Source organism: Actinomycetospora sp., assembly GCF_036497585.1.
GTDB lineage: Bacteria > Actinomycetota > Actinomycetes > Mycobacteriales > Pseudonocardiaceae > Actinomycetospora.
Window position 1 is genome coordinate 22,075 of the sequence record NZ_DASXJD010000219.1, and the last position, 25,612, is coordinate 47,686.

At 75.0% G+C, this 25,612-nt stretch carries 23 protein-coding genes and 1 tRNA gene; 14 read left to right on the forward strand and 10 right to left on the reverse strand.

Annotated features, from left to right (window positions below):
* Window positions 1-52 precede the first annotated feature (52 nt).
* The 3 genes from VGH76_RS22045 (at window position 53) to VGH76_RS22055 (ending at window position 3,292) form a co-directional block, all read left to right on the forward strand.
* A complete protein-coding gene (locus tag VGH76_RS22045; RefSeq protein WP_331558867.1) occupies window positions 53-1,858 on the forward strand; it encodes a flippase in 1,806 nt (601 codons plus the stop codon).
* Between the two features lie 103 nt (window positions 1,859-1,961).
* Window positions 1,962-2,240 (forward strand): hypothetical protein, encoded by a 279-nt coding sequence (locus VGH76_RS22050; RefSeq protein ID WP_331558868.1) that lies wholly within the window; start codon window positions 1,962-1,964, stop codon window positions 2,238-2,240.
* On the forward strand, window positions 2,237-3,292 hold the full coding sequence (locus VGH76_RS22055) for a glycosyltransferase family 4 protein (protein WP_331558869.1): 1,056 nt from the start codon (window positions 2,237-2,239) through the stop codon (window positions 3,290-3,292). Before VGH76_RS22050 ends, VGH76_RS22055 begins: the two co-directional genes overlap by 4 nt.
* Before the next feature lie 66 nt (window positions 3,293-3,358).
* On the opposite strand, the gene VGH76_RS22060 is transcribed toward VGH76_RS22055, so the two are convergent.
* The 3 genes from VGH76_RS22060 to VGH76_RS22070 form a co-directional block, all read right to left on the reverse strand.
* On the reverse strand, window positions 3,359-5,539 hold the full coding sequence (locus VGH76_RS22060; RefSeq protein ID WP_331558870.1) for a hypothetical protein: 2,181 nt from the start codon (window positions 5,537-5,539) through the stop codon (window positions 3,359-3,361).
* Between the two features lie 8 nt (window positions 5,540-5,547).
* Window positions 5,548-7,854, reverse strand: a complete 2,307-nt coding sequence (locus VGH76_RS22065) for an O-antigen ligase family protein (protein WP_331558871.1) — start codon at window positions 7,852-7,854, stop codon at window positions 5,548-5,550.
* 230 nt (window positions 7,855-8,084) lie between these two features.
* The gene (locus VGH76_RS22070) at window positions 8,085-9,245 is read right to left on the reverse strand and encodes a methyltransferase domain-containing protein (protein WP_331558872.1); all 1,161 of its coding nucleotides are present in this window, start codon (window positions 9,243-9,245) and stop codon (window positions 8,085-8,087) included.
* Between the two features lie 41 nt (window positions 9,246-9,286).
* Between VGH76_RS22070 and VGH76_RS22075 the strand changes: the two genes are divergently transcribed.
* Window positions 9,287-9,832 carry a dTDP-4-dehydrorhamnose 3,5-epimerase gene (locus tag VGH76_RS22075; protein ID WP_331558873.1) on the forward strand — a complete coding sequence of 182 codons (546 nt, stop codon included), beginning with the start codon at window positions 9,287-9,289 and terminating at the stop codon, window positions 9,830-9,832.
* An 85-nt stretch (window positions 9,833-9,917) separates the two neighbouring features.
* On the opposite strand, the gene VGH76_RS22080 is transcribed toward VGH76_RS22075, so the two are convergent.
* From VGH76_RS22080 to VGH76_RS22100, 5 genes are read right to left on the reverse strand one after another with little or no spacing between them, the layout of a single operon-like run.
* Entirely contained in the window at window positions 9,918-10,946 is a 1,029-nt protein-coding gene (locus tag VGH76_RS22080) for an SDR family oxidoreductase (protein WP_331558874.1), read from the reverse strand.
* A 38-nt stretch (window positions 10,947-10,984) separates the two neighbouring features.
* The gene (locus VGH76_RS22085; protein WP_331558875.1) at window positions 10,985-11,632 is read right to left on the reverse strand and encodes a PIG-L deacetylase family protein; all 648 of its coding nucleotides are present in this window, start codon (window positions 11,630-11,632) and stop codon (window positions 10,985-10,987) included.
* The gene (locus VGH76_RS22090; RefSeq protein ID WP_331558876.1) at window positions 11,632-12,453 is read right to left on the reverse strand and encodes a glucose-1-phosphate cytidylyltransferase; all 822 of its coding nucleotides are present in this window, start codon (window positions 12,451-12,453) and stop codon (window positions 11,632-11,634) included. Before VGH76_RS22090 ends, VGH76_RS22085 begins: the two co-directional genes overlap by 1 nt.
* A gap of 34 nt (window positions 12,454-12,487) precedes the next feature.
* Window positions 12,488-13,792, reverse strand: a complete 1,305-nt coding sequence (locus tag VGH76_RS22095) for a class I SAM-dependent methyltransferase (protein ID WP_331558877.1) — start codon at window positions 13,790-13,792, stop codon at window positions 12,488-12,490.
* A 13-nt stretch (window positions 13,793-13,805) separates the two neighbouring features.
* On the reverse strand, window positions 13,806-15,467 hold the full coding sequence (locus VGH76_RS22100) for a sugar transferase (protein ID WP_331558878.1): 1,662 nt from the start codon (window positions 15,465-15,467) through the stop codon (window positions 13,806-13,808).
* A gap of 431 nt (window positions 15,468-15,898) precedes the next feature.
* Between VGH76_RS22100 and VGH76_RS22105 the strand changes: the two genes are divergently transcribed.
* The 5 genes from VGH76_RS22105 (at window position 15,899) to VGH76_RS22125 (ending at window position 17,941) form a co-directional block, all read left to right on the forward strand.
* Window positions 15,899-15,969 (forward strand) — tRNA-Gln (locus VGH76_RS22105).
* A 33-nt stretch (window positions 15,970-16,002) separates the two neighbouring features.
* Window positions 16,003-16,467 (forward strand): NUDIX hydrolase, encoded by a 465-nt coding sequence (locus tag VGH76_RS22110; RefSeq protein WP_331558879.1) that lies wholly within the window; start codon window positions 16,003-16,005, stop codon window positions 16,465-16,467.
* A gap of 27 nt (window positions 16,468-16,494) precedes the next feature.
* Window positions 16,495-16,974 (forward strand): MarR family transcriptional regulator, encoded by a 480-nt coding sequence (locus VGH76_RS22115; protein WP_331558880.1) that lies wholly within the window; start codon window positions 16,495-16,497, stop codon window positions 16,972-16,974.
* Window positions 16,975-17,103: 129 nt separating this feature from the next.
* Window positions 17,104-17,391 carry a hypothetical protein gene (locus tag VGH76_RS22120; RefSeq protein ID WP_331558881.1) on the forward strand — a complete coding sequence of 96 codons (288 nt, stop codon included), beginning with the start codon at window positions 17,104-17,106 and terminating at the stop codon, window positions 17,389-17,391.
* Between the two features lie 82 nt (window positions 17,392-17,473).
* Window positions 17,474-17,941, forward strand: a complete 468-nt coding sequence (locus VGH76_RS22125; protein ID WP_331558882.1) for an ATP-binding protein — start codon at window positions 17,474-17,476, stop codon at window positions 17,939-17,941.
* Window positions 17,942-17,955: 14 nt separating this feature from the next.
* Here VGH76_RS22125 and VGH76_RS22130 read toward each other — a convergent pair whose 3' ends face one another.
* Window positions 17,956-18,720, reverse strand: a complete 765-nt coding sequence (locus VGH76_RS22130; RefSeq protein WP_331558883.1) for a hypothetical protein — start codon at window positions 18,718-18,720, stop codon at window positions 17,956-17,958.
* A 151-nt stretch (window positions 18,721-18,871) separates the two neighbouring features.
* On the opposite strand from VGH76_RS22130, the gene VGH76_RS22135 reads away from it, so the two are divergent.
* The 5 genes from VGH76_RS22135 (at window position 18,872) to pth (ending at window position 24,863) form a co-directional block, all read left to right on the forward strand.
* Complete coding sequence (locus VGH76_RS22135) at window positions 18,872-20,719, forward strand: GGDEF domain-containing protein (RefSeq protein ID WP_331558884.1); 1,848 nt, start codon at window positions 18,872-18,874, stop codon at window positions 20,717-20,719.
* A 112-nt stretch (window positions 20,720-20,831) separates the two neighbouring features.
* The gene (gene glmU, locus VGH76_RS22140; protein WP_331558885.1) at window positions 20,832-22,331 is read left to right on the forward strand and encodes a bifunctional UDP-N-acetylglucosamine diphosphorylase/glucosamine-1-phosphate N-acetyltransferase GlmU; all 1,500 of its coding nucleotides are present in this window, start codon (window positions 20,832-20,834) and stop codon (window positions 22,329-22,331) included.
* 2 nt (window positions 22,332-22,333) lie between these two features.
* On the forward strand, window positions 22,334-23,314 hold the full coding sequence (locus VGH76_RS22145; RefSeq protein WP_331558886.1) for a ribose-phosphate diphosphokinase: 981 nt from the start codon (window positions 22,334-22,336) through the stop codon (window positions 23,312-23,314).
* Between the two features lie 249 nt (window positions 23,315-23,563).
* On the forward strand, window positions 23,564-24,271 hold the full coding sequence (locus tag VGH76_RS22150; RefSeq protein WP_331558887.1) for a 50S ribosomal protein L25/general stress protein Ctc: 708 nt from the start codon (window positions 23,564-23,566) through the stop codon (window positions 24,269-24,271).
* 1 nt (window position 24,272) lies between these two features.
* Window positions 24,273-24,863 carry an aminoacyl-tRNA hydrolase gene (gene pth, locus VGH76_RS22155; RefSeq protein WP_331558888.1) on the forward strand — a complete coding sequence of 197 codons (591 nt, stop codon included), beginning with the start codon at window positions 24,273-24,275 and terminating at the stop codon, window positions 24,861-24,863.
* Here the strand turns inward: pth and VGH76_RS22160 are convergent.
* Window positions 24,823-25,605: a hypothetical protein gene (locus VGH76_RS22160; protein WP_331558889.1), complete on the reverse strand. Its 783-nt coding sequence runs from the start codon at window positions 25,603-25,605 to the stop codon at window positions 24,823-24,825. The genes pth and VGH76_RS22160 overlap by 41 nt on opposite strands.
* Between the last annotated feature and the right edge of the window lie 7 nt (window positions 25,606-25,612).

Genomic DNA, 25,612 nt, shown 5'->3' on the forward strand with positions numbered 1-25,612 from the left:
CGGCGCCCGCCGCCGACGGTCGTGCGCCTGCGCACGAGTACCATTCGGCCCGATGAGCACCCGGTCCACGGCGATCGCGCGTGGCGTCGTCATCCAGGTGCTGGCGAAGTTCTCGGCCCTGCCGCTGTCGATGGTGACGATCGCCATCGCGACCCGCTACCTCGGTTCCAACGGCTACGGCGTCATGGCCACGGCCGTCGTGTTCGCGCAGACCTTCGAGGCGTTCACCGAGCTCGGCGTCGGGACGATCGTCGTCCGCCGGGTGACCGGACACGGCGGGAACCTCGAGCGGCTCGTGGGGATGAACGTCTCGTTCTCCACGCTCTACGCACTGCCGTTGGCGATCGTCGCGGGCGCCGCCGGGATCGGGGTCTACTGGGGCGACTGGCAGCAGCAGGCCGCCGTGCTGGTGCTCGCCGGGGGCCTCGTCTTCACGACGATCTCGAGCTGTTACGAGCCGGTCTTCGACATCAAGGTCCGGTACTCCTCGGCCGCGTCGGCCGAGTTCTTCTCCCGGGTCCTGACGCTGTCCTCCGCGGCCGCGGTCGCCTACTTCGACCTCGGCCTGCTCGCGATGTGCGCCGTGCAGATCCTCCCGCAAGCGCTGCGCCTGGTGATCCAGTGGTGGGGCGCCCGGCGCCTCACCGAGATTCGCTGGGTGGTCGACCCGAAGCGGATGTGGGGCCTGCTCAAGGAGGCCTTCCCGCTCACGGTCATCGCGATCATCGCGGTGCTCTACTGGCGCGCGGACGGTCTGATCCTGTCCGTGCTGGCCTCGGCCGACCAGGTCTCGGGCTACTACACCGCGCTGCAGATCGCCTTCACCCTGACGCTGATCTCGCAGGTGTTCGAACGCTCGGTGCTCTCGACGATCAACGAGACCTTCAACACCGACCGACCACGCTTCGCCCGAGCGGTGGACCAGGGCTATCGGTTCCTGCTGCTCGTCGGGGTGCCGATCGCGGTGATCGGCTGGCCCCTGGCGCACCGCATGGCCGACATCGTCGGCGGCAAGGACGGGGTCGGGGCCTTCGCCGGGCCGCCGCTGCAGTTCTTCTTCATCGCGGTGGCGATGACGTTCCTCTCCGCGATCGTCTCCGACGGACTCATCGCGGCCCACGAGCAGCGCTACCTGACGACGATGTCGACGATCAACCTCGTCGTGAACTGCGTGGGCAACGTCCTGCTCGTCCCCCACCTCGGCGCGGTGGCCTGCGGGATCATGCTGCTGGTCACCGAGTCGATCGGCGTGACGATGTCGCAGTGGCGGCTGCGCCGTCACGGGGTGCACCCGCTGCCGTTCGGCTACCTCCTGCGGCTGCTGCCCGCGGGCGCGCTCGCCCTCGGCGCCATCTGGCTCACCTACGACCTGCCGCTGATCGTGCCGATGGCCGCGGGCGGGATCGCCTACTTCGGGGGCGCCCTGCTCCTCGGCGCCATCCCGGCGAGCATGCGCAACGCCCTCCTCGGTGCCCTGCGCCCCCGCAGCCTCGACCGCATGGAGGCCGAGGCGGCGGCGGCCGCCGATCAGGAGGGGCTCGGCGTCGCGCCCTCGGGCCCCACCCTGGGCCCGTTCGCCGACCCCGACCGGGTGCCGAACGCGCTGGACGCCGAGACCACCGTCCTCCCCGACGCCGCCCGGGTGCCCGACACCCGCGTCCCCGCCGACGCCCTCGACGCCGAGACCACGGTGCTGCGGCCCCAGGCGGTGGCCGCGGCGGCCCGCAACGGCCGCCGGGACGCCTCCGCCGACATCACCGACGTCCCGACCATGGAGCTAGACCTCGCCGCGCTCCAGACCATCCGGATGCGCCAGCAGGGGAAGTACGTGGACCTGCGCGTCATTCGACGGGGGTGACCTCCGGGGTGAGTCCCGGGTCACGCCCGCCTGCGTGCCACGATGCGGCCGTGCCGCGTCCACGCCCGGGCCCGGCGGGGACGCCGGACGGGAGACGCACGCGGTGACGGGTCGTGACCTCGCGGTGCTGATCGTGTCGTACCGGCGGGCGGACCTGCTCGACCCGACGACGGCGGCGGCGTGGAGCACCGCCCTGCGCGCCGCCCTCGACGACCGCGACGGCCTCGCCGCCCTGGGCGAGGCCGGCCGGGTCCGCGCCCTCGCGCACTACACCGACGCCGCGATGGCCGACGTCTACCAGCAGGCGATCGCGCGGCTCGTCGGACACGCGTTCCCGGGCGCCCCCGACGAGCCGGTGCACGAGATCGGAGCCGCCCGATGAGGATCCTCTGGCTCTCGCCCTGGTTGCGGACGCTGACCCGGGTCCAGGTCGACGCGCTCCGCGCGGCCGGGCACGAGGCGCTCGTCGTCACCACCGACCAGCACTACGAGAAGGTCACCGCGCGTCCCGACGAGCGCGTCCTGGACCCCGCCATCAAGGACCCCCGGACGCTGCCCGCGCTGGCGCGGGTGACCGCCGAGGCGGGACGGTTCGCCCCCGACGTCGTCGTGTCGGAGCTGATGCACGACCCGCGCTGGCTGCCGATGACGCGGCTCGCGCCGCTCGTGCAGGTCGTCCACGACGACCGCCCGCACGGCGCCGACGAGGAGCGGCCCTGGTACCGGGACGCGGTGCTCGACCTCCAGACCCGGACCGCGGCCGCCGTCGTCGCGCCCAGCACCCACGTGGCCGCCGTGCTGTCGGCGCGGTTCGGCCGACGGGTCGACGTCGTCCCGCTGACCTCGGACGTGCCCGAGGCCGACCTGCCGCCGGTGCCCGCCCCGGCGTCGCAGCGCCGCGACGTCGTCCTGCTGGGGCGGATCTCGCCGTACAAGAACGTCGAGGTCGCGCTGCGGGCGTGGGCCGCGCACACCGTCTCCCCGGCCTACCAGGGCGACCGCCTGCTCGTGCTGGGGGACGGTCCGCTGGAGCGGCTCGACCTCCCCGAGCACGTCGAGTGGCGGCGGGAGCCCTTCGCCTACGCCGACGTGCTCCCGGTCCTCGCCCGGGCCAAGGCCTCGCTCGCGCACTACCGGCTCGCCACCCAGAGCGGCGTGCAGGTGCTCTCCATGCAGCTCGGGGTGCCGACGATCGTCTCGGACTCCGGTGGGCTCCCCGAGTTCGCGGCTCCCGACCTGCCCCCGCTCCGCGTCGACGACGTCGAGGGCCTCACCGCGGTGCTCGACAAGTTGGCCGACCCGTCGACCGCCGCCGCCGTGGGCGCCTCGGCCCGCGAGCACTACGAGCGCCACTTCTCCGCCGAGCGCGCCGCCGCGGGGTGGGGCGAGGTGTTCGCCCGGGTAGGTCGGCGTTCCGGGGGCGGCCGGGCCTGAGGGCCTGACACACGTCCGCCCGGCCCCGGACCTCGGGTGGAGGTCCGCTGACCGGGCGGAGGTGGGTCAGCCGTCGGGCGAGCCGCGGTCGGTGTCGGTCGAGACCGACGAGCCGACCCGGTTGGGGGCGCCGTTGGTCCGCGGCCGCGGCGTGGGGCTCGGCCCGCTCTGGCGGCGCATGTCCACGGCGACGGTGTCCGCGTCCAGACCGCCCGGGCGGGCCGGCGGCGTGTTCCCCGGCTTCGGGGCGGGGGTGCCGGCGGGCGTGCCCTTGGGCTTGATGGACACGGGCTTGCCCGGCGCCGGACGACGGGGGGTCTGGGGGGCCGCGCCGGCCGTCCCGACCGTGGTGGTCGGGGCGTCGGGCGACGAGGTCGGGGCCGGCTTCGCGCCCGGGGTGGGCTTGGCACCCGGGGTCGGCTTCGCGGCCGAGGTCGGCTTCGGGGACGGGGCGGCGGTGCCGCGGGACCCGTTCTGCGCGGACCCGTTCCGGCCCGACCCGGCCGACCCGTTCTGGGCCGACCCGTTCTGGGCCGAGCCGTTCTGGGCCGAGCCGTTCTGGGCAGAACCCTTCTGGGTGGGCGCGCTCTGGGTCGGGGCGTCCGCGGCGGACGCCTTCTGGGGCGAGCCGTTCTGGCCGGCGGCGGCCTGGCCCGACCCGCTCTGGGACTGGCCGCCCTGGGCCGGACCACTCTGGGACTGACCGCCCTGGGACTGACCGCCCTGGGACTGACCGCCCTGGGCCGGACCGTTCTGCGCGGGGCCCTTCGCCCCCGTGGCACCGGACTGGCCCGGGCTCTTCGGGGCCGCGGCACCGGGCGGCTTCTGCCCGGCGGGCTGCGCCGGCGAGCCGTTCTGCCCGGGCTTCGTGCTCCCCGGTCCACCCGCGGCCGAGCTCCCGCCCGACGAACCGCCCGTGCTCCGCGACGCGGCGGCCGCACCCGCGGCCTTCGCCGGCGGCGAGGGCTGCCCGCCCTTGCCGGGCCCGCTCGGCGCGCCGGAGCCCGCTCCGGCCGGGCCGGGCGAGGGACGACCGTTCTGCCCGGCGGGCGACGGGCTCGGCTTCGCGGGCCCGGGGCCGCCACCCTGCGGACCCGACGCACCCGCACCGCCCGACCCACCGGCCTGCGGCGGCTTCTGGGGACCGGACGCCTGGGGCGCGGACTTCCCGTTCTGCGCAGCGGCCTGGGTGGGCCCGGAGGACGCACCCTGGGCCGCCGCGGCCGCGGCCGCGGCACCCGCGGCGTCCTTGCCCGCCGCGGCGACCGGCTTCCCGGCCTGCCCCGGGCCGGGCTTCTGGCCGGCGCCGGCGTTCTGACCGGACCCGGAGGAGCCGGAGGCGCCCGACGTCGAACCCGCCGTCGCCGCGGCCGGCGAGGAGCCCTCGCCCTCCCGGGCGACCCGCTGCGTGGCCTCGGACGAACCCGGGCCACCGCCCGTGGGCATCGCCACCGGCGTCGTCGGGGTGGGGTCGATCGCGGGCCCCGGCGCCGGCGGCGCCATCGGGCGCGGCGGCGGCGGGAAGGGGCGGCCGGGAGGCGGGTAGTACCCGGGCGGCGGGGCCATCATCGGGTTCGCGCCCGTCGGCGGGCCCACCTGACGCGGCGCACTGCCCGGGTCGCTGCGGATCCAGGACGACACCCGGCCGCCGAGGCGGCGCAGGAAGGGCGCGAAGAAGAGCGCCACCGCGAGGAGCACGAGCAGGAGACCGACGAGCGCGCCGACGAGCACGAACACCACCGCCGGCGGCAACGGCCGCGCGGCGGGGGTCGACGGGTCGGAGATGACCTGGGTGTTGACACGCGGCGGCTGCCCGGGCGCGGTCTCCAGCGCGCCGAGCGCCTGGGTGAAGGCCTGGGTCTCCGCCCGCCCGGCGCGCACGGCGTCCTCCGGGCTCGACCCGCGCACGGAGAGCGTGATGACCGTCGTGTCGCCGTCGACGCTCCCGGTGACCCGCTGCGCGAGGTCGGCGCTGTCGATCCCAAGCTGGCGGCTCGCGGGGACGACCACCTGGTCGCTCGACGCGAGCTGCGCGTAGGTCGACATCCGCTGGTTGATGTACTGGTTGGTGTTGTAGGCGCTGTCCGAGGAGTCCGAGGACCCACCACCGGAGACCAGCACCTGCGAGCTCGAGGTGTAGTCGGCCCCCGCGAGGCGGAGATCGACGACGAGCCCGACGACGGCACCGAGCACGGCACCGAGCACGAGCACCCACCACGCCTTGCGCAGTGCGGACGACACGGTCATCGGTGAGCTCACTCCTCCATGGTGCCCGCGCGGACCGCAGGCCGTCTCGGGGGGCTCGGTACGGGACCCGGGACCGGGCCCGACCGGGGAGGCCGCCCGGGGATCGGGCCGGCCGCCCCGACCCCGGGGCGGCGGGGCGCGGGAGGCAGGGGCAACGGCCAGGGTGTCCAGGTCGCGAAGGCGGACGCGGCCGCCATGAGCGTCACGACGATGATGATCGACGGGCGGTCCACGAGCATCGTCTGCAGGCTCGCCTGCGCCGCGAGGCACGCGATGCCCATGCCGAGCACCACCACCATCGGTGCCCCCGGCGTCCGTCGTCGCCAGGAGGTCAGGACGACCGAGAGGACCCGGACGCCGGCGAAGGCGTAGGCGAGGAGGCCGAACACGCCCATGTACAGCCAGATCCGCAGGTACTGGTTGTGGATGTAGGGCCGCGGGTCGACCACGGTGCGGCTGTGCTCGTTGTCGTAGGTGATGAGCTCGCCGCCGTAGTACTGGCCCACGCCGACGCCGGTCCACGGTTGCTTCTCGAGGGTCGCGTACGCGGCGGCGTTCTCCCGGAGCCGGTCCGGGAGGCTGTCCTCGCCGTAGGCCTGGCCGGTGACGACGCTCGAGGCCCGCAGGGCGATCTGCTTGGCCTGGCCGCCGGCCAGCCCGGTGAGGGCGAGGCTGAAGCCGATCGCGCCGACGACGATGAGCAGCGCGGCCCGCCGCACCAGGCCCTTCGGCCCGTGGGTGACCGCGGCGACCGCCACGATCAGGAGCACCAGCGGCGCCCAGGTGGAGCGGTTGAAGCTCGCCGCCTCGTGCGCGATGCCGATCAGCAGCAGCCCCAGCCAGACCCAGCGCGGCTTGCGCGGCATGAGCGCCGAGAGCAGCAGGACGAGCAGCGGGGCCCACAGGTTGAGCGTCGGCCCGGAGAGCCGGGCGACGTCGGAGGTCGACGACCCGGTGATCACCGAGCTGCGCTCGTCGACGAGCAGCCGGCTCCATCCCGCGGCGGCGGCGGCGAGCACGACGGCGCTGCACACCCCCGCGAGGTAGAGGAGCACGGAGACCAGCTGGTGCGGCCGGCGGGCGAACGCGAAGTAGACCGGGAAGAAGGCCGCCACCAGGAGCAGCGCGCGGTAGTTGTCGATCATGAGACCGAACTCGCCGCCCAGCGCCATCGCCGCGATCGCACCGATGGTGGCGGCGACGAGGATGGCCGCGACCGGGCCGGCGAACACCGAGCGCGGGGCGAACCCGACGCTGCGCCCCCGGAGGGTCAGCAGCAGGGCCAGCAGGAGCGCCACCTCGAGGACGGTGGGCGTGACCGGCCCGAGCTTGACGACGTCGACCTTCTCCGGGAACACCCCGACGCCGGTGAACAGCAGCGCGACCGCGGACCAGCGCGGGTCGGCGGTGCGCCAGGCCCAGACCGCGGCCGCGAGCACCACGAGCAGTGGGAAGATCATGGAGCCGGTGATGCCGTAGCCCGCGATCGACACCGCGGCGACGCCGACGGTGATCTTGCCCTCGGGGCGTCGGAGCCCGCTGAGGAGCCCGCGCATCTCGTCGCCCATGACGGTCGCGTTGAGCTCGACCATCCGGCGCCGGGAGCGCACGGTGTGCGGCGCGAGGTCGCGCGCCCAGCGGCCGGGCCGCAGCAGCGAGCAGGCCAGCAGAGACACGATGAACCCGGCTACCCCGCCGAGGACGCCCCACCAGCGGGCCTCCTGCAAGCCCTGGTCGAGGACCGGGCCCCCGGTCTCGACGAGCGTCCCGGAGACCTTGGACTGCGGGGTGCCGGGGTAGCGCTCGCTGGCGACGACGACGTCGATCGTCGCGCGTGCCGCGGTGGTCGCGTCTGCGGCCACCGTCGACGGGTCGTTCGAGGTCGCGGTGACCTGGAGGAGCTCGGTGCCCGAGGGGTGCTTGCCGGTGATGGTCACCGTGCTCGGGTCGAAGGGGGTTCCGGTGGCGCGGGCGATCTGCGCGGCGCGCTGCGCGACGGCCTCGCTGCCGGCGACGCCCTCCCAGCTGGTGATGCGGTCCTGGATGTAGCGCGAGCCCTTGGCGATGTTGTCGTCGCTCGTCATCGTGTTGTTGAAGACGACCTCGGCGGTGCTCTGGTAGTGCCCGACGATGCCGAGGAACACCGCGAAGGTGCCCAGGCCCGAGACGAGGGTGGCGAGCACGACCACGGCGACGGCGACCCGGAGGTGCGGGGAGCGGCGGCGCGGGGGTGCGGGCGGACCCGCGTCGGGTCGCCTCGGGCCACCGGGGCCGGGCTGCGCGCCCGCCGCCCGGGGGGCCTCGACTGCCGTCATGCTGCCCATCCCATCAATCGCTCGGGCTCATCCTGGTCGCCTCGTGTCCTCACCGTGTCAGGTCCCGGCCGTCGCGCATCGGGCGCCCGCCCGCCCCGGGAAGTCTAGGACCGGGGTCCGACGGTCGAGCCACCCGCCGTCGTCGGGGACCGTCCCCCCGCCCTGGGCAAGACGCCGCGCCGCACGGCGCGGTGCCCCCCGAGTGAGGTGTGTCTCAGCTCACGCCCGCTTCAGGCCTCCGGCTCGGCGACCCGCACGACGGGGTCGACGACCACCCACCGGCCCCCGGCCTTCTCGACCTCCGGCATGCGCGTGCGCATCTCCGCGAGCAGGTCGGTGACGAAGAGGACCACCTCGTCCGGCCGGCGCGCCACCACCTCCTCCGGCGCCACGATCGGCACCCCGACCCCCGGGAAGCGCCTGCCTTGCTTGCCCGGCGAGCCGTCGGCGACCGCGGGCAGCAGGTCGGGGCCGATGCGCGCCCGGTTGAGCAGCGGCACGGCCCGCGAGGCCGCCGCGTAGCCGATCACCGACCGGCCCGCGTCCGTGCCGTCGGCCAGGTGGGCGCGCAGGGCGTCGGCGCTGGCGGCGGTGGCGGCGTCCAGGCCCGCGACGACGGCGGGATCGAGCACCCCGGCGGCGATCTCGCGCTCGACGAGCCCCTCGACCGACGGCGGGTCCGCCGGGCCGGCGACCCCGGTGCGCCGCGCGGCGAGGAGCACCGTGCCGCCGTAGAGGTCGAACCAGAAGGCGTGGGTGGCCTCGAAGCCGACGGCGGCGAGCATGCGCACCAGCACCGGCGTCGAGTAGTACGCGAAGTGGCCGTGGCGCAACGCGTTCCACCCGCCGTCGGCGACGATCGCGGCCAGCGTGTGGAACTGCAGCAGCAGCGTGCCGCCGGTGGCGGTCGCGGCCGCCCGCTCGGCCAGCCCGGCCGCCTGGTCGGCGGCGTGCATCAGTCCGAAGCAGTCGACGACGACATCGGCCGGTTCGGCGGGCTGCGCCTCGGTGAGCCCGACGGCCGCGAGCAGGTCGAGCCACGAGCCGCCGTGCGGACTGCCGAACTCGGTGACCGTGCGCGGCGGTGCGCCGTCCGGGCCGGCGAGCAGCCCGGCGGCCTGCACCCGGGCGACGGCGTCGCGGGCCTGGTCGACCATGGCCTGCGGCTCGGCGCCGCGCGGCTCCTCCGGCGTCGTCGGGTCCTCGGCGAGGTTCGCGAGCCCGCACTGCGCGCACAGCCACATCCGCAACGGGTGCACCGGGTCGGGGCCCGGGTCGTCCACCTCGGGGAAGTGGTCGGCGGCGGGCTGGTCGCCGAGGTCGAGGACGACGCTGCCCGAGGTGCTCCCGCACCAGCGGCAGGTCACGGACGCGGGGTCGGGGCTGGGCACGGGTGGAGGTCCTCTCGGCGGGTGGTGGGAGGCTGGCGGGCATGGAGGTTCGCACGAGCGCGATCGACGGCGTCCTGGTGTTCGTCCCCACGCCGCACCGCGACGACCGGGGCCTGTTCACCCGCACGTTCGACACCGCGATCGCCGCCGAGCACGGCGTCGACCTCGGGCCGGTGGCCCAGGACAGCCAGTCGCGCTCGCGCGCCGGCACGATCCGCGGGATGCACGGCCGCCGCGGCGCGGGGGAGGCGAAGCTGGTGCGGGTGGCGCACGGGGCCGTGCACGACGTCCTCGTCGACGCCCGCCCTTCGTCCCCGACGTTCGGGACGGTGGCGTCGTTCCGGCTCGACGACGTCGACTTCCACCACCTCTTCGTCCCCGCGGGCCTGCTGCACGGCTTCCAGGCACTCTCCGACGCCGACGTCTGCTACCGGATCGACACCCCGCACGCTCCGGGTGAGGACGTCGGGGTGGCGTACGACGACCCCGACCTCGCCATCGCCTGGCCGGTCGAGGTCACCGCGATCTCGGAGCGCGACCGGACGGCGGGCTCCTGGAAGGACCTGCTCGCCCAGCTCGGCGCCTGACCCCGGGGAGCGTTCCGAGCGAAGGCGCCCTTCGGTCGATCTATCCGACCGGAGGCGCCCTTCGCTCGGAACCGGGGCCGGCCGGTCAGCCGACCGGGCGCAGCGTCGCGTCGAGCGTCCCGGCGGCCTGGCGGGATGCCAGCACCGCGAGCCGGGTGAAGCGCTGGTCGAACGCCTCCTGGGTGAGGCCGCGCGCGGTGTACTCGCGCAGCAGCTCCGCGGCGCCGTCGGCCACCGACCACGCGCAGCGGAACTCCGGCAGCAACTTCTCGATCTTGGTGAAGTCGACGCGGTAGGAGCGCGGGTCGCCCCCGGTCTCGCCGGTCACCAGCAGCGCCGCGGACGGCACGGCCACCTTGACGGCGTCGGCGATGTCGCGGACCTGCACGTTGTTCTCGGTGCTCCCGACGTTGAACGCCTGGCCGCGCACCACGTCGGCCGGCGCCTCCATCGCGGTGATCGCGGCCGAGATGATGTCGCGGCCGTGGCAGAGCGGGCGCCACGGGGTGCCGTCACTCATCACCTTGATGACCCCGGAGAGCACGGCGTGCCCGACGAGGTTGTTCAGCACGATGTCGGCCCGCAGCCGCGGCGAGAAGCCGAACGCGGTGGCGTTGCGCATCGACACCGGCACGAAGTCGTCGTCGGCGAGGTCGACCAGGTCGGCCTCCACGCGCACCTTCGACTCCGCGTAGGGCGTCACCGGCTTCATCGGGGCGTGCTCGTCGAGGATGTCGTCGGTGCCCGAGGCGCCGTAGACCGAGCAGGTCGAGGCGTAGACGAAGCGCCCGACCCCGGCCTCCTTGGCCAGCCGCGCCAGGCGCGTCGACGCGTGGTGGTTGATGTCGTAGGTGTGCTCCGGCGCGAGCGATCCGAGCGGGTCGTTCGACAGCGCGGCCAGGTGGATGACCGCGTCGAACCCGCGGAGCTGGTCGACCGTGACGTCGCGCAGGTCGACCGCGAGCGCCGGCGGGTCGGGCGTCTCGAGGTCGCCGAGGACGCAGTCCGCGTAGAGGCCGGAGTCGAGTCCGGTCACCTGGTGGCCGGCGGCGGCGAGCATCGGCGTGGCGAGCGTGCCCAGGTAGCCCTGGTGGCCGGTGAGCAGGACGCGCATGGCGCGGTCTCCCTTCGTGGTGGCGGTACCAGCGTGGCTCAGGCCGGTGCGCCCACGAGCAGGCGGGTGGGGTGGAAGCCCTCGGCGTAGCGGCGCCCGGCCTGGACGCCCCGGATCCGCGCGAGGCCGCGGAAGGCCTCGTCGTCGAACCAGGTCCGGCCCGTCTGCGAGGGGTAGTGCGCGTGGAGCAGCCGGATCTTCTCGTCGACGACGTCGGGTTCGAGCGGCCAGAGCACGGCGGGCTGCGCCAGGTCGGGCTCGGCCTTGAGGATCTCGTAGCCGAGGGCGAGGTGGTCGCGGAAGACGGTGGGGACGAGCCGGGCCAGCTCCCGGTGGTCCTGGTGGTCGTCGCCGCGGTGCCCGGCGAGCACGAGGTCGGGCTCGCAGGTGCGGCGGAACGCCTCGAGCTGCTCCTTCGCCCACTCCCAGTGGGTGGGGAGGCGGCCGTCGGGCATGTCCAGCACCGTCACCGACAGGTCCGCGCCGGGGCAGAACGCCGCCAGCGCGGCCCGCTCCTCGTCCTCGCGCGGGGTGCCGCCGCCGGCGAGCACCAGCGCGCGCACCCGCAGCCCGGGACGGGCCCGGCAGAGGGTGAGCACGGTGCCGCCGGCGCCGATGGGGATGTCGTCGCAGTGGGCCCCGAGCAGGACCAGCTCGTCGAGCCGGGCCGGGACGAGCGGGTGCATCAGCTCAGCAGCTGCTGCTCGACGAGGCGCTGCAGCGGCGCCACGTCGGGCTTCTTCTCCCAGAGCATCCAGGGCCGGATGCCGGCGCGGAACGACGCCTCGAGCTCGTTGCGCTCCTTGAGCGTGTCCGCGGGCAGCCAGAAGCCCTCGTGCGGGTAGCCCAGGAGCTTGCCCTCCTTGGCGAGGGCGGTGCAGGCGTCACCGACGAGGTCCCCGTTCTCCGGGATCCGGTCGATGACCGACGGGCGGAGCACGAAGTAGCCGCCGTTCTCGCGCACGCCCATGTCGGTGACGGGGTGGATCGAGGTGATCCGGTCGTCCGGGCCCGGCTCGACGATGTGGAAGACCGCCGTCGGCGAGACCGCCAGCAGCGCCGCATCGGCGTCGGAGGCCGTGAACCGCTTGACCATGTCGTCCAGCGGCGCGTCGGTGAGGACGTCGGCGTAGTTCGCGAGGAACATCTCGTCGTCCTCGACGAGGTGGCGTACGCGGCGCAGGCGCTCCCCGATCGGCGACTCGAGGCCGGTCTGGACGAAGTGGATCGTCCAGTCGGCGATGTCGGACCCGTTGAGCTGCACCTCGCCCTGGCGCAGCACGAAGTCGTTCGACTCGGTCTCGCGGTAGTTGAGGAAGTAGTTCTTGATGTGGTGCGCGCCGTAGCCCAGGCACAGGACGAACTCCTTGTGCCCGAAGTGCGCGTAGTAGCGCATCACGTGCCAGATCAGGGGGCGTGGACCGACCATCTGCATGGGCTTGGGGACGTCGGAGTCCCCCTCGCGCATGCGCATGCCGAATCCGCCGCAGAACAGGACGACCTTCACTTCGGATTCCTTCGGGCCTTCGGGTACATCACCGTCACCGCGCCGTCGCGGTGGCGGGCGAGCCCCCCACGACCGTTCCCGTCGCCGGGTCGACGATCTCGAGGGTCGGGATCGGGAAGACGAGCCGCCCGCCCCACGCCGAGACCGGCGCGAGCTGGGCGGTGATCTCCTCGCGCAGGTTCCACGGCAGCACGAGCACGTGGTCCGGCCGGTCGGCGTCGATGCGCTCCGGCGGGTGGATCGGGATCCGCGTCCCCGGGGTGTAGCGGCCGTGCTTGTAGGGGTTGCGGTCGACGGTGTACGCGAGCAGGTCGGGCCGGATGCCGCAGTAGTTGAGCAGCGTGTTGCCCTTGCCCGGCGCGCCGTAGCCGACCACGGTCTCCCCGCGGTCGGCCGCCTCGATGAGGAAGCGCACCAGGTCGTTGCGGATGCGCGAGACGTCGCGGGCGAAGCCGGCGTGGCCGGCGACGGTGTCCAGTCCGGCGGCCGCCTCGCGGGCGAGCACGTCGGCGACGGCCGGCGAGGCCGGCTCGTGCAGCTCGCTCGGGCGGGCCCAGAGCCGGATCGAGCCGCCGTGGGTGGGCACGAGCTCGACGTCGACGAGGTCGAGCCCGCCGGTCGCGAGGGCCCGGATCGCGGTGCCGACCGTGTAGTACTGGAAGTGCTCGTGGTAGATCGTGTCGAACTGGCGCAGCTGCACGAGCGTGAGCAGGTGCTGCACCTCGATCGAGACCCAGCCGTCGTCGGCGACCATGGCGCGCAGGCCCCGGGTGAAGCCCACGAGGTCGGGGATGTGCGCGTAGACGTTGTTCGCGACGACGAGGTCGGCCGGCCCGTGCTCGGCGCGCACCGCCGCCCCGGTGTCCTCGGAGAGGAACGCGGTGACGGTCGGGACGCCCCTGGCGCGGGCGGCGTCGCCGACGTTGACGCTGGGCTCGACCCCGAGCGCGCGCATTCCGTCGGCGACGACGTGGGCGAGCAGGTAGCCGTCGTTGCTGGCCGCCTCGACGACGAGCGAGTCGCTCGTCAGGCCCGCGCGCGTGGTCGCGGCCGTGACGAAGCGGCGGGCGTGCTCGACCCACGACGTCGAGAACGACGAGAAGTACGCGTACTCGGTGAAGGTCTCGTCGGGGTCGATCAGCGGCGGCAGCTGCACCAGCAGGCAGTTCCGGCAGACGCGCGGGTGCAGCGGGAACGTCGGCTCCGGGGCCTCGAGGGCCTCGGCGGTGAGGAACAGCTCGCAGGGCGGGGTGGCGCCGAGGTCGACGAAGCTCTCGAGCTCGGTCGAGCCGCAGAGCCGGCAGGTCAGCGGGGCGGGGACGGCGGGTGCGGTGGTCATGCGCGCCTCTCGGTCAGTACGCCCCGTCACCGCGGAAGACGGCCGAGACCGTCTTCCACAGGATGACGAGGTCCATCGCGGGCGACCAGTTCTCCACGTAGCGCAGGTCCAACCGGACCGACTCCTCCCACGACAGATCCGACCGGCCGCTGACCTGCCACAGCCCCGTCATGCCCGGCCGCACCAGGAACTTGCGCTTGGCGGCGTCGGAGTAGGCGTCGACCTCCCCGGGCAGCGGCGGCCGCGGCCCCACCAGCGACATCGAGCCCCCGACGACGTTGAACAGCTGCGGGAGCTCGTCGAGGGAGTAGCGGCGCAGCAGGGAGCCGATGCGGGTCACCCGAGGGTCGCGGCGCAGCTTGAACAGCGGGCCGGACCCGTCGTTGCCGCCCGCCACGAGGTCCTCGCGGAGCCGGTCGGCGTTCGGGACCATCGAGCGGAACTTGACCATCCGGAAGGTCTTGCCGCGCTGCCCGACGCGGGTCTGGCGGTAGAACACCGGGCCGCCGTCGAGCTTGACGAACAGCGCGACGAGCAGGAAGACCGGCGCGAGGCAGAGGACCAGGGCCGACGACGCGACCCGGTCGAAGAGCAGCTTCCCGATGCGCGGGACGCCGGAGAGGCGCGGCTCGGTGAGGCGCAGCAGCGGCAGCCCGTCCACCGGCGCGACGTGCAGCCGCGGGCCGGCGACCTCCATGAGGCCGGGGTCGACGACGAGCTCGGAGCCGGTGCCCTCGAGGTCCCAGGCCAGCCGGTGCAGCCGCTTCGGGCTCCAGCCGGGGGTGGGCGCGACGGCGACGACGCCGAAGCGGCCGCTGCGCACGCTGGAGGGCAGCGAGTCGAGGTCGCCGAGCACCGGGACGCCGGCGACGTGGCCCTGGCCGTCCTCGCCGAGACCCGTCGGGGTGCAGGCGCCGGTGACGACCCAGCCGACGTGCGGGACGCGGCGGGTGCGCTCGATGAGGTCGCGCACCGACTCCTCGGTGCCGATCGCGAGGACCGGCAGCAGACCGCGGCCGCGCTTGCGGGCCTGGTGCAGCCACCGGCGCAGCGTGTAGCGGCCGGCCATGGAGAGCAACCCGGCGACCGGCAGGATGCCGAACACCCAGGGACGCACGCCGGTCCGCTCCAGGACGAGGCCGGCGAGGGCCAGGATGATCGCCGCGCTGACGTACGCGCGCATCAGCCGGCTCCACTCCTCGGAGCCCTGGCCGAGCACGCGCGGGTCCCAGGCCCGGGCCGCGCCGATCGCGACGGGCACCAGCACCATCGAGACCAGTGCCAGGCTCCAGGGGTTGGTGCCGCTGTCCCCGGTGCCCGCGCCGAAGCCGACGAGCGCGCCCAGCAGCGCGCACACCGCGAGGACGATCAGGTCGGTCGCGGCGACGGCGAGCGCGAACTTGGACTGCCAGCTCGTGGCCACCGCGACGCTGCCCGGCTGACCCGGGCCCTCGTCGTCCCAGATCCGGATGAACCCGGGCGCCGTCGGGTCGGGGTCGACGAACGGGGCCGGGTCGGCCGCCGGGGCGCGCCCCGGCGTCGCGGTGCCCCCGGCCGGCGCGTGGGGCGCCGCGGAGGTGGTCGACGTCGTCGACGAGGCCCCCGCCGCACCGTGCGCCGGGATCTCGCCGGTGTCGCTCGGGTCGGTCCTGCCCTCGAGCTCGGTGCCGCTCACGCCTTCGCCCCTGTTCTGAGCGCTCCGGGGACGGGGCCCTGGGGCCTCGTCCCGGACGCCCGACGTCGCTCGCCGCCCGTACGGAGCAGTGGTCCGGCACAGCTCACGTCCCTCGGAGCACGCTCCGCGGATCCGGTCGCTGCTCGGTCGCCCACTGCCACCTCCCCTCGTACGGCGTCCGCCCGTCGGCGGATCGAGTTCTCCACCACGTTGGACGCGTGCGCCACGGGCAGGTTGCGTGCCGATAACGAGTGACCCGGAGCACGGGCCGAGAACACCCGCGCCCGGCACACGTCCTGACGTGGCCCAACGAGGCCACCGTCCGACGGTCACGCGGCGTGCCCGGCCCCCGGCCTCGCCGTCGGGGGATCGCGCAGGTCCGGGGCCTCCGCGGGCGTCGTGTCACCATGGTTCGCGCGGGCTACCCGCGATCCGCCGTGGTGTAAGGGCAACACCTCGGATTTTGGTTCCGATGATCCAGGTTCGAATCCTGGCGGCGGAGCTCGCGCGGCCGGCCCCGGGGAGGGAGCGGCGCGTGCCCACGGTGCTCGCGGCGGGCGCGGTCGTCCGGGACCCGGCGGGGCGGCTGCTGCTCGTGCGGCGGGCCCACGATCCCGAGGCGGGACGCTGGACCCTGCCGGGCGGGCGGGTGGAGCCCGGGGAGACTCCCGCGGACGCGGCGGCCCGGGAGGTCGCCGAGGAGACCGGGCTCGAGGTGGTCGTCGGGGCCGAGTGGCTGGTGCTCGCACGGCCGACCGGCGTGCTCGCCGCGGACGGGACCGAGACCGTCTTCGAGATCCACGACTTCGTCGCCGACCCGGTCGGCGGGCGCCTGCGCGCCGGGGACGACGCCGCGGACGCCGGGTGGTTCACCCCGGCCGAGCTCTCGCGGCTCCCGCTGACCACGGACCTGCTCGCCCACCTCGGGACGGCGGGCTTCGTGCCCGGCGCGGACACCCTTCGTGGTCGTCCGGAGCCGCACGGTGAGGCCACCCCATGACAGCCCCATCCCGTTTACGCTGGGGGGATGACCACGGCTGAGGCGAGCCCCAGCAGCCAGCCCTTCACGATCGACGGGCAACTGTGCTTCGCGCTGCACTCGGCGTCCCGGGCCATGACCGCCTGTTACCGCCAGGGGCTCGAGGAGCTGGGGCTCACCTACAGCCAGTACGCCGTGATGCTGGTCCTCTGGCAGGACGAGGCCGTGTCGATGGGCTCGCTGTGCGAGCAGCTCCACCTGGACTCGGGGACCCTCTCGCCGTTGCTCAAGCGCCTGGAGAAGCAGGGGCGGGTCACCCGCCGCCGTCGCCCCGAGGACGAACGGACGCTCGAGATCGCGTGCACCGAGCAGGGTCGGGCGCTGCGGGAGCAGGCCCGGGGCGTGCAGCGGGAGGTCGAGCTGGCCACCGGGATGAACGGTGCCGAGCTCACCGCCCTGCGCGAGCGGCTCGACGAGCTCGCCGAGCGCCTGCGCACCGCCACCGCCCTGCGTGAGGGCCGGCTCTGAGACCTCCCGGCGGGTCGGCCCTCCGCGGAGAGGGCTTGCCCGGACGTCCGATTGGGGTCAATCTGATCGGGCACGGCGGCCGGTCGGAGAGACCGGGCCGCCCCCACCTCGCGCCGGGAGCCACCGCCGATGACCCCACCGAGGGGTCCGCGCACCCCCACCGCCCGCGTCCAGGCGCCGTGCTCGGTGTGCGGCCGGGCCGTGGCACCGGACGCCGACGGCACCGTCCGCATCGTCGGGCTCGCGCCGCGGGAGGCCCCGCGGCTGTGGGTCTGGGGGCCCGCGGTGGTGCACGACGAGTGCCGGTACGACGTGCGCACTCCGCTGGACGACAGCACCGGCTACCTCCCGGTGGAGCAGCGCATTCCTACGGTCGGTCCTCCGGTCTCGTCCCGGGGAATCGACCCGGCCGACTGAACCAGCCCCGGCGGGTTTGCCTCCGAGGGGGCAGGGGAACATGGCGAGGTCGTCTCGTCGTCGTGTCCGGGAGCGGGTGCTCGTGAGTTCGCACGCTGCGCTGGACCTCGCCGCCGAGGCCGGCCCTCCGCGCGTCGGGGCCTTCCGCCGGGCCCTGCGCCGCTGGTTGGGTGAGGCCCTCCAGGCCCGGCAGACCGCGGCGGGCGCCTCATCGGTCCTCGACGACGACCTCGAGGACCTGGCGGACGACCTCGTGCTCGCCACGAGCGAGGCCCTGGAGAACGTGGTCGACCACGCGTTCGCCAACGCCACGGGGCCGGGCTCGATGACGCTGCGCGCCGACCTCGTCGACGACGTCGTCACGATCGTGGTGTCCGACGACGGCCGCTGGCGCGACCCGACGACGGGCCCGACCTCCCGCGGCCGGGGCCTGACGCTGATGGAGAGCCTCACCGACGTGGAGGTCGTGCACGGGCCGACGGGCACCATGGTGACGATGCGCCGCCCGCTCCCCGCCCCGGCGCACGAGCGGACCAGCGCGCAGGCCTGACGCCGCGCACCGGCTCAGGACGCCGCCCGGAAATTGTCGGTCGGCGCCTCCCCGACGAGCTCCTCCGCACCGACCGGGCGGGGACCACCGCTCCCGGAGGTGCCGCCGGGGACGCCGCCGTCGTCGCCCAGGTCGGCGAACGCGTCGACGACCACCGCGATCGGCGGCACAACGGCGACGACGACGCCGAGGGCGCCGAGCACGTCGGTCGGGTAGTGGATCCCGCGACCCACCAGGCACACCCCGACCACGACGACCAGCACGCCGAGGCCCGCCACGACCACCCCCCGCACCCTGGCTGTGAGGGCGGGCGTGCCGAGCACGACGATCGCGGCGGTCACCACGATCGAGGCGACCGCGGTGGTGTGGCCGCTGGGGAAGGCGAGCTCGTCGCCGCGGGTGCGCGCGACGATCGGCTTGAGCACCAGCGAGGTCGTGATCATCGCGGCGCCGGGCGCGACCACCGCGACGGCGAGGCCCCGGCCCCGGCGCCACCGCCAGGCCACCGCGGCGAGCACCGCCATGAGCACCGCCACCGGCACCGGGTCCCCGAGATCGGCCATGGCCTCGCCGACGACGGCGAGCACGCCGTGCCGCATCGGCACCAGCGCGGCGAGGGTGCCGTCGATCCGGCCGGTGTGCGCGGTCCCGGCGTAGCGCCGCGCGAACACGACGACCACGAGCACGCCGAACAGCCCGACCGGGAGGACGAGCCGCCGCCACGGCATCGGCACGAGCGGGACCGCGGGGCGGCCGCGGACGTCCTGCGCTGCTCCCACCGACGCTCCCCTCCCCCTCGACCGACCCCGCAGGAGCCGACCGCGTCCGCATGTGCAGAATCCCGCGTGACGCCCAGCGACGACCTCGGCGCTGCCCGTGACCGACAGTGTGCACACGGGTCGCCCGGGCGGGGCCGTGAGGGGGTGAAGGGTGAGACGTCCGGACGAGCACGACGGCGACGAGGCCGCTCGGGACGCGGCGCGCGCCCGCCCCGAAGAGCACCGGCGGATGACCGGGGCGGCCCTGACCCGGCCCGAGGGCGCCCCGCGTGAGACCGTCCTCGCGCTGGCCCGCTCCGCCGCCGCGCGCGCCTCCCGGGTGCCGCTGTCGGGCGCCACGGGGCCGACCGCCGACCTCATCGCGCTGTGCGACCTCGTCGGGCGCACCCGCGGGACGTCCGACCCCGCCACCCGGGCCGTGCTCCTCCGCGAGGCCGCCGCCGCCCACCTGGCCGTCCGCGGCGCCGGCTCGTCCTCCGACGCGACGGCGGCCCCCGCGTCCACGGACGCCGCGGAGGGGCTCCTCGACGAGCTCGTCGGGGTCGTCGCCGAGCACGGGCTGACCCTCTTCGCCGTCGACGCCGAGGCCCTGCTCGCGCGGCGCGCGCTGCTCGCCGACGACGAGGAGTCCGCCCTGGCCGCGGCGACGCGGGCGCTCACCCAGCTCGACGAGCAGTCCGTGGTCGACCACGCCCCCACCCAGCGCGAGCACCGCGGCAACCTCCAGGACACCTACCGGCTGGTGGCGGCCACCCTCACCTCGCTCGGGCTCAACGAGGTCGCCCAGCCGCTGCTCACCCGCGCCCGGGTGATCGCCGAGGACGACGGGGACGTCCTCGCCGCCGCGCGCTGCGACCACGAGCACGTGCGGGTGCTCATCTCGTGGGGCCTGCGGCTGCAGCGCGCCCACCGCGACGGCCTGCCCCACCTCGACGACGCCGCCCGCCGGGCCGCGACCCTCCACGCCGAGCCCGCGCTGCTCCCGCCCGACCACCGCCTGCTGCTGCGGGCGGCCGTCGCGCTCGCGCGCCGCCCGGCGGGCACCCCGGACGCCCACGGCCGGGTGCACGAGCCCGAGGAGGTCGCCGCCGTGGCCCGCGGCGACGCCGACGCCCTGGGCCCCGACGAACGCGTGTGCCCGGCCCTGGCCGACCACCTGCTCGGCCGGCTCGCCCGGGCCCGGGCGCTCGCGCTGTCCGGTCGCCGCGACGAGGCCGCCGCGGTGCTCGACCGCGTCCGGGCCCGGCGTCCCCGGGGCGAGCCCAACCTGCTCCTGGCAGTCAGCCGCGAGCTGGCGCACGTGACCGCCGACCGGCAGGGCGCCGAGGGCGTGGCCGCCCGGCGGGCCCTGCGGGACTACACCAGCGACCTCGAGCACGAGCTGTGGACCCTGCAGCGCGCCCGGGTGCTCTCGCTGACCACGCGGCTCGCGCACGAGCAGCTGCGCCGCGAGCACGGCGAGGCCACCGTGCAGGCCCGCACCGACCCGCTGACCGGGCTGCCCAACCGGCGCGCGCTCGACGACGTGCTCGCCGACCACCTCACGACCGTCGCCGCCCGCAGCGGGGCGGCCCTCGCGATCGCGATGGTCGACGTCGACCGGTTCAAGACGATCAACGACCGGATGTCGCACGCGCACGGCGACCATGTCCTGCGGCTGGTCGCCGAGACGCTGCGGCGCTGCCTGCGCTCCGACGACGTGGTGGCGCGCTACGGCGGCGACGAATTCGTCGTCGTGCTGCCCGGCAGCTCCCAGACCGCGGCCCGGGGCGCGCTCGAGCGGGCCGCGCTCGCGGTGGCCGGGGTGCCGGTGGGGGACGGCTCGTGGGTGTCGCTCTCGATCGGGGTGGCCGGAACCGAGCACTCCGGCGTGACCCCGGGAACGCTGCTCGCCCGCGCGGACCGCGCGATGTACGAGGCCAAGCGGTCGGGTGGCGGCGCGGTGGTCGTCGACCTGGGGTCCGACACCCCGGCGGAGGGTCTCGCCGTCGGCGGTTAGGCCTGCGGTCCAAACCCCGTGCACCGTCGGGACGGCGAGAGGTGCGAGGATCGTGCTCGACCCACGGACCGCGTCGCACCGACGCCGAGACCCCCGGGAGCGAGAAGAGCCGATGCCGTCGACCCCCGCCGCGGTCGTCGTCCTCGCCGCGGGAGAGGGCACCCGCATGCGGTCGGCCACTCCCAAGGTCCTCCACCCGGTCGGCGGCCGCAGCCTGCTCGGCCACGCGCTCCACGCCGCCGCGGGCGCCGAGCCGACCCACCTCGTCGTCGTCGTGGGGCACGGCCGCGAGGAGGTCGGCACCCACTGCCACCAGGTCGGGGCCGCGCTCGGCCGGGACGTCCGCACCGCCGTGCAGGACCGCCGGCGCGGGACCGGGCACGCCGTCGGGTGCGGAATCGACTCGCTGCCCGCGGACGCCACCGGCACGGTGCTCGTCTCCTACGGCGACGTGCCGCTGCTCGACGCGCCCACGCTGCGCGCGCTGGTCGCCGAGCACGACGACGCCGGGAACGCTGTCACCCTGCTGACCGCGGAGATGGACGACCCCACCGGCTACGGGCGCGTGGTCCGCGATGACAAGGGCGGCGTCACCGCCATCGTCGAGCAGGCCGACGCCTCGCTCTCCGAACTGGCGATCACCGAGGTCAACTCGGGGGTCTACGCCTTCGACCTCGCGGTGCTGCGCGCCGCGCTCGCCGGGCTGGGCACCGACAACGCCCAGGGCGAGCTGTACCTCACCGACGTCGTCGCCGCCGCGCACCGCGACGGGCTCGGGGTGGGCGCGGTGGAGCTCGCCGACCCGTGGCTGGTGGCCGGGGTGAACGACCGGGTGCAGCTGGCCGCGATAGGCGCCGAGATCAACCGCCGCGTCCTGGAGCGCTGGATGCGCGCGGGCGTCACGGTCGTGGACCCCCGCTCGACCTGGGTCGACGTCGGGGTGCGCCTCGAGCGCGACGTGACCCTGCTGCCCGGCACCCAGCTCCACGGCACGACGACCGTCGGCGAGGCGGCGACGGTCGGTCCGGACACCACGCTGACCGACGTGGCCGTCGGCGCCCGCGCGAGCGTCGTGCGCACCCACGGCAGCAACTCCGCCGTCGGTCCCGAGACCTCCGTCGGTCCCTTCGCCTACCTGCGCCCGGGCGTCGAGCTCGCCGAGCGCGGCAAGATCGGGACGTTCGTCGAGGTGAAGAACTCGCAGATCGGGCCCGGCAGCAAGGTGCCGCACCTGACCTACGTCGGCGACGCCACGATCGGCGAGGGCAGCAACATCGGCGCGTCCAGCGTGTTCGTCAACTACGACGGCGTGACCAAGCGCCGGAGCGTCGTCGGGGACCACGTGCGGACCGGCAGCGACAACACCTTCGTGGCCCCGGTCACCATCGGGGACGGGGCCTACACCGGAGCGGGCACCGTGGTCCGCGAGGACGTCCCGCCGGGCGCCCTCGCGGTCTCCTCGGGCCCGCAGCGGACGATCGAGGGCTGGGTGGCGCGCAAGCGCCCGGGCACCGCGGCGGCCGAGGCCGCGGCCCGGGCGGCGGGCCCGCCCGACGGGGGACCGGACGACGCGCCACGCCCGTCCGAGCGGCGCGACCAGGAGGAGCAGTGACCGTGAGCGCAGTGTCGTCGACCCCCAAGAAGAGCCTGATGCTCTTCTCCGGCCGGGCACACCCCGAGCTGGCCGAGGAGGTCGCCAAGGAGCTCGACGTCACGATCGTCCCGCAGGCGGCGTACGACTTCGCCAACGGCGAGATCTTCGTCCGGTTCGAGGAGTCGGTCCGCGGCTCCGACGCCTTCGTCATCCAGAGCCACACCGCGCCGATCAACCAGTGGCTCATGGAGCAGCTGATCATGATCGACGCCCTGAAGCGGGCCTCGGCCAAGCGGATCACGGCGGTCGTGCCCTTCTACGGCTACGCCCGCCAGGACAAGAAGCACCGCGGCCGCGAGCCGATCTCGGCGCGCCTGGTCGCGGACCTGCTCAAGACCGCCGGTGCGCACCGGATCATGACGATCGACCTGCACACCGACCAGATCCAGGGGTTCTTCGACGGACCCGTGGACCACCTGCTGGCCAACAAGGTGCTGGCCGAGCACCTGCGCGACGCCTACGCCGGCGAGGACCTCGCCGTCGTCGCCCCCGACTCGGGCCGCGTCCGCGTGGCGGAGAAGTGGGCCGACACCATGGGGGGCGTCCCGCTGGCCTTCATCCACAAGAGCCGCGACAAGACCAAGCCGAACGAGGTCGTCGCCAACCGCGTGGTGGGCGAGGTCGAGGGCCGCTGCTGCATCCTCGTCGACGACATGATCGACACCGGCGGCACGATCGCCAAGGCCACCGAGGCGCTGCTCGCCGACGGCGCCAGCGACGTCGTCATCGCCGCCACCCACGGCGTGCTCTCCGGACCCGCCGTCGAGCGGCTCTCCGCCTGCGGGGCCCGCGAGGTCATCGTCACCAACACCCTGCCGATCCCCGACGAGAAGCGGTTCCCGCAGCTCACGGTGCTCTCGATCGCGCCGGTGATCGCGCGGGCGGTGCGCGAGGTGTTCGAGGACGGCTCGGTCACCAACCTGTTCGACGGCAACGCCTGAGCGGGCTTCCGCGGGTACGAACGGCCGGTTCGTGACCTTCGATGGTGATGGACCGGCCGTTCGTGCGTCCGGGGGACGGGCCGGCCGCCGACTCGCCGTGGGCCATCGGTAGACTCGACGACGATCCACTTCGGCGAGGGCGGTCGTTCGCACCGGCTGCCGTGATCGACGCGGTGGGCATCGCGGTGCGAGGTGTGCGCCGGGTGCCGGCCCGCTCTCGCCGCCCGGCACACCGCAGGAGAGCGCCCCATGGCTGACGTCAAGATCGCCGCAGAGCCCCGCACCGAGTTCGGCAAGGGGGCCGCGCGCCGCACCCGTCGCGCCGGCCGCGTGCCCGCCGTCCTCTACGGCCACGGCTCCGACCCGGTCCACCTGTCCTTCGACACCGTCGAGTTCGCCGCCGTCATGCGCGAGAACGGCCGCAACGCCGTCCTCACCGTCACCGGCGTCGGCTCCCAGCAGCTCGCGCTGACCAAGAGCGTGGTGCGCGACCCGATCAAGGGCTTCATCGAGCACGTCGACCTCGTCCTCGTCCGCCGCGGCGAGAAGGTCCAGGTCGACGTCCGGGTCGTCACCGTCGGCGAGGCCGCGTCCGGCACGCTCGTCTTCCAGAACGAGGACACCCTCACCATCCAGGCCGACGCCCTCGACATCCCCGAGGAGATCAGCGTCGTCATCGAGGACGCCGAGATCGGCACCCAGTTCCTCGCCGGGGACATCCGGCTGCCCGACGGCTCGGAGCTGGTGAGCGACCCCGAGCTCCTCGTCGTCAACGTCACCGAGGCCCCGACCGAGGAGGCCCTCGAGGAGGAGATCGACACCGAGGGCGCCGGCGTCGAGGAGGACGCGCCGGAGACCGAGGACGGCGAGGGCTCCGAGCGGGGCGGGGGCTCCGACGGCGGTGCCCCCGAGGACCCGGCCGCCGCCGCGGGCGAGACCCCCGGCAAGGAGGACTGACGTGGCCGCCCCCGGGGTGCCCGCCACCGGCCCCGTGCTCGTCGCGGGCCTGGGCAACCCGGGGGCGGAGTACGAGGGGACCCGGCACAACGTCGGGTTCGCGGTCGCCGACGTACTCGCCGGGCGGGTCGGCGCCCGCTTCTCCTCGCACCGCAAGTCCGGCGCGGACGTCGCCGAGGGCCGGCTGGTCGGGCGCAAGACCTACCTGGTCAAGCCGCGCGGCTACATGAACCTCTCCGGCGGCCCCGTCGCGAACGCGCTGCGGTTCTTCTCCGTGCCGGTGGACGACCTCGTCGTGGTGCACGACGACCTCGACCTCGAGTTCGGGGTCGTGCGCCTCAAGCGCGGCGGCGGGGAGGGCGGGCACAACGGCCTGCGCTCCATCTCGAAATCGCTCGGGACGAAGGACTACCTGCGGGTGCGGTTCGGGATCGGCCGGCCGCCGGGACGTCAGGACCCCGCCGACTACGTGCTCAAGCGCTGGTCCTCGGCCGAGCGCCGCGAGCTGGACGTCTCGCTCGAGCTTGCGGCCGACGCCGTCGAGGCCCTGCTCACCGAGGGCCTGGAGGCGGCGCAGAACCGGGTCCATTAGGTCCGCTCCGCGCCCGGGAGGAGCGCACCCACCTGAGGTGGTCCGCCGCCCACTCGTGGTGCAACGTGCCCAGGTGCTCGGCCAACAGCGCCGACGCCTCGGGCCCGACCCCGGCGTCCCGCCACCGGGCGGCCGCGGCCACCAGCGGCGACGCCGGACCCCGGTGCTCCTCGACGTACCACCGCACGGCGTCCTCGTTCGACCCCGCGCGCCCGGTGTGCAGCGTCGCGAGGAACCGCACCGGGAAGAGGACGTTCTTGGTGACGGTGCGGGCGTCGGCCGCCGCGAGGGCCGCGGGGTCGCGCAGGGTGGCGAGCCGGGCCGCGTCGTACCAGCCCACCGCGAAGCGGGCGCCGTCGAGCACCAGCTCGTCGTGGGTCGGCGCGAGGGCCCCGGCGCGGCGGTCGGTGCCCGCCAGCAGCCGGCCGTGCTCGAGGAGGTCCAGCCGGTCGACCGCCGGCAGCCGCACCCGCCCCGTGGCGCCCTGGCGCACGTCGCGCCACCGGCCCCAGAACACCGAGAGCCGCTCGGCCGGGCCGGGCCCGCAGCGCCACCGGGTGAGCCCGCGGACCGCTCGCACGCGCGCCCGTGCCCCCGGGCCCGCCGTCCGCACCACCAGCGCCAGGTCGACGTCGCTGACGCCGGGCGCGTAGCCGCCGTGCGCGAGGCTGCCGATCGCGTAGGCAGCCCCGAACCCGGTCCCGAACAGCAGCCGGGCCCAGCGGACCGCCTCGTCGAGCACGGCCCGC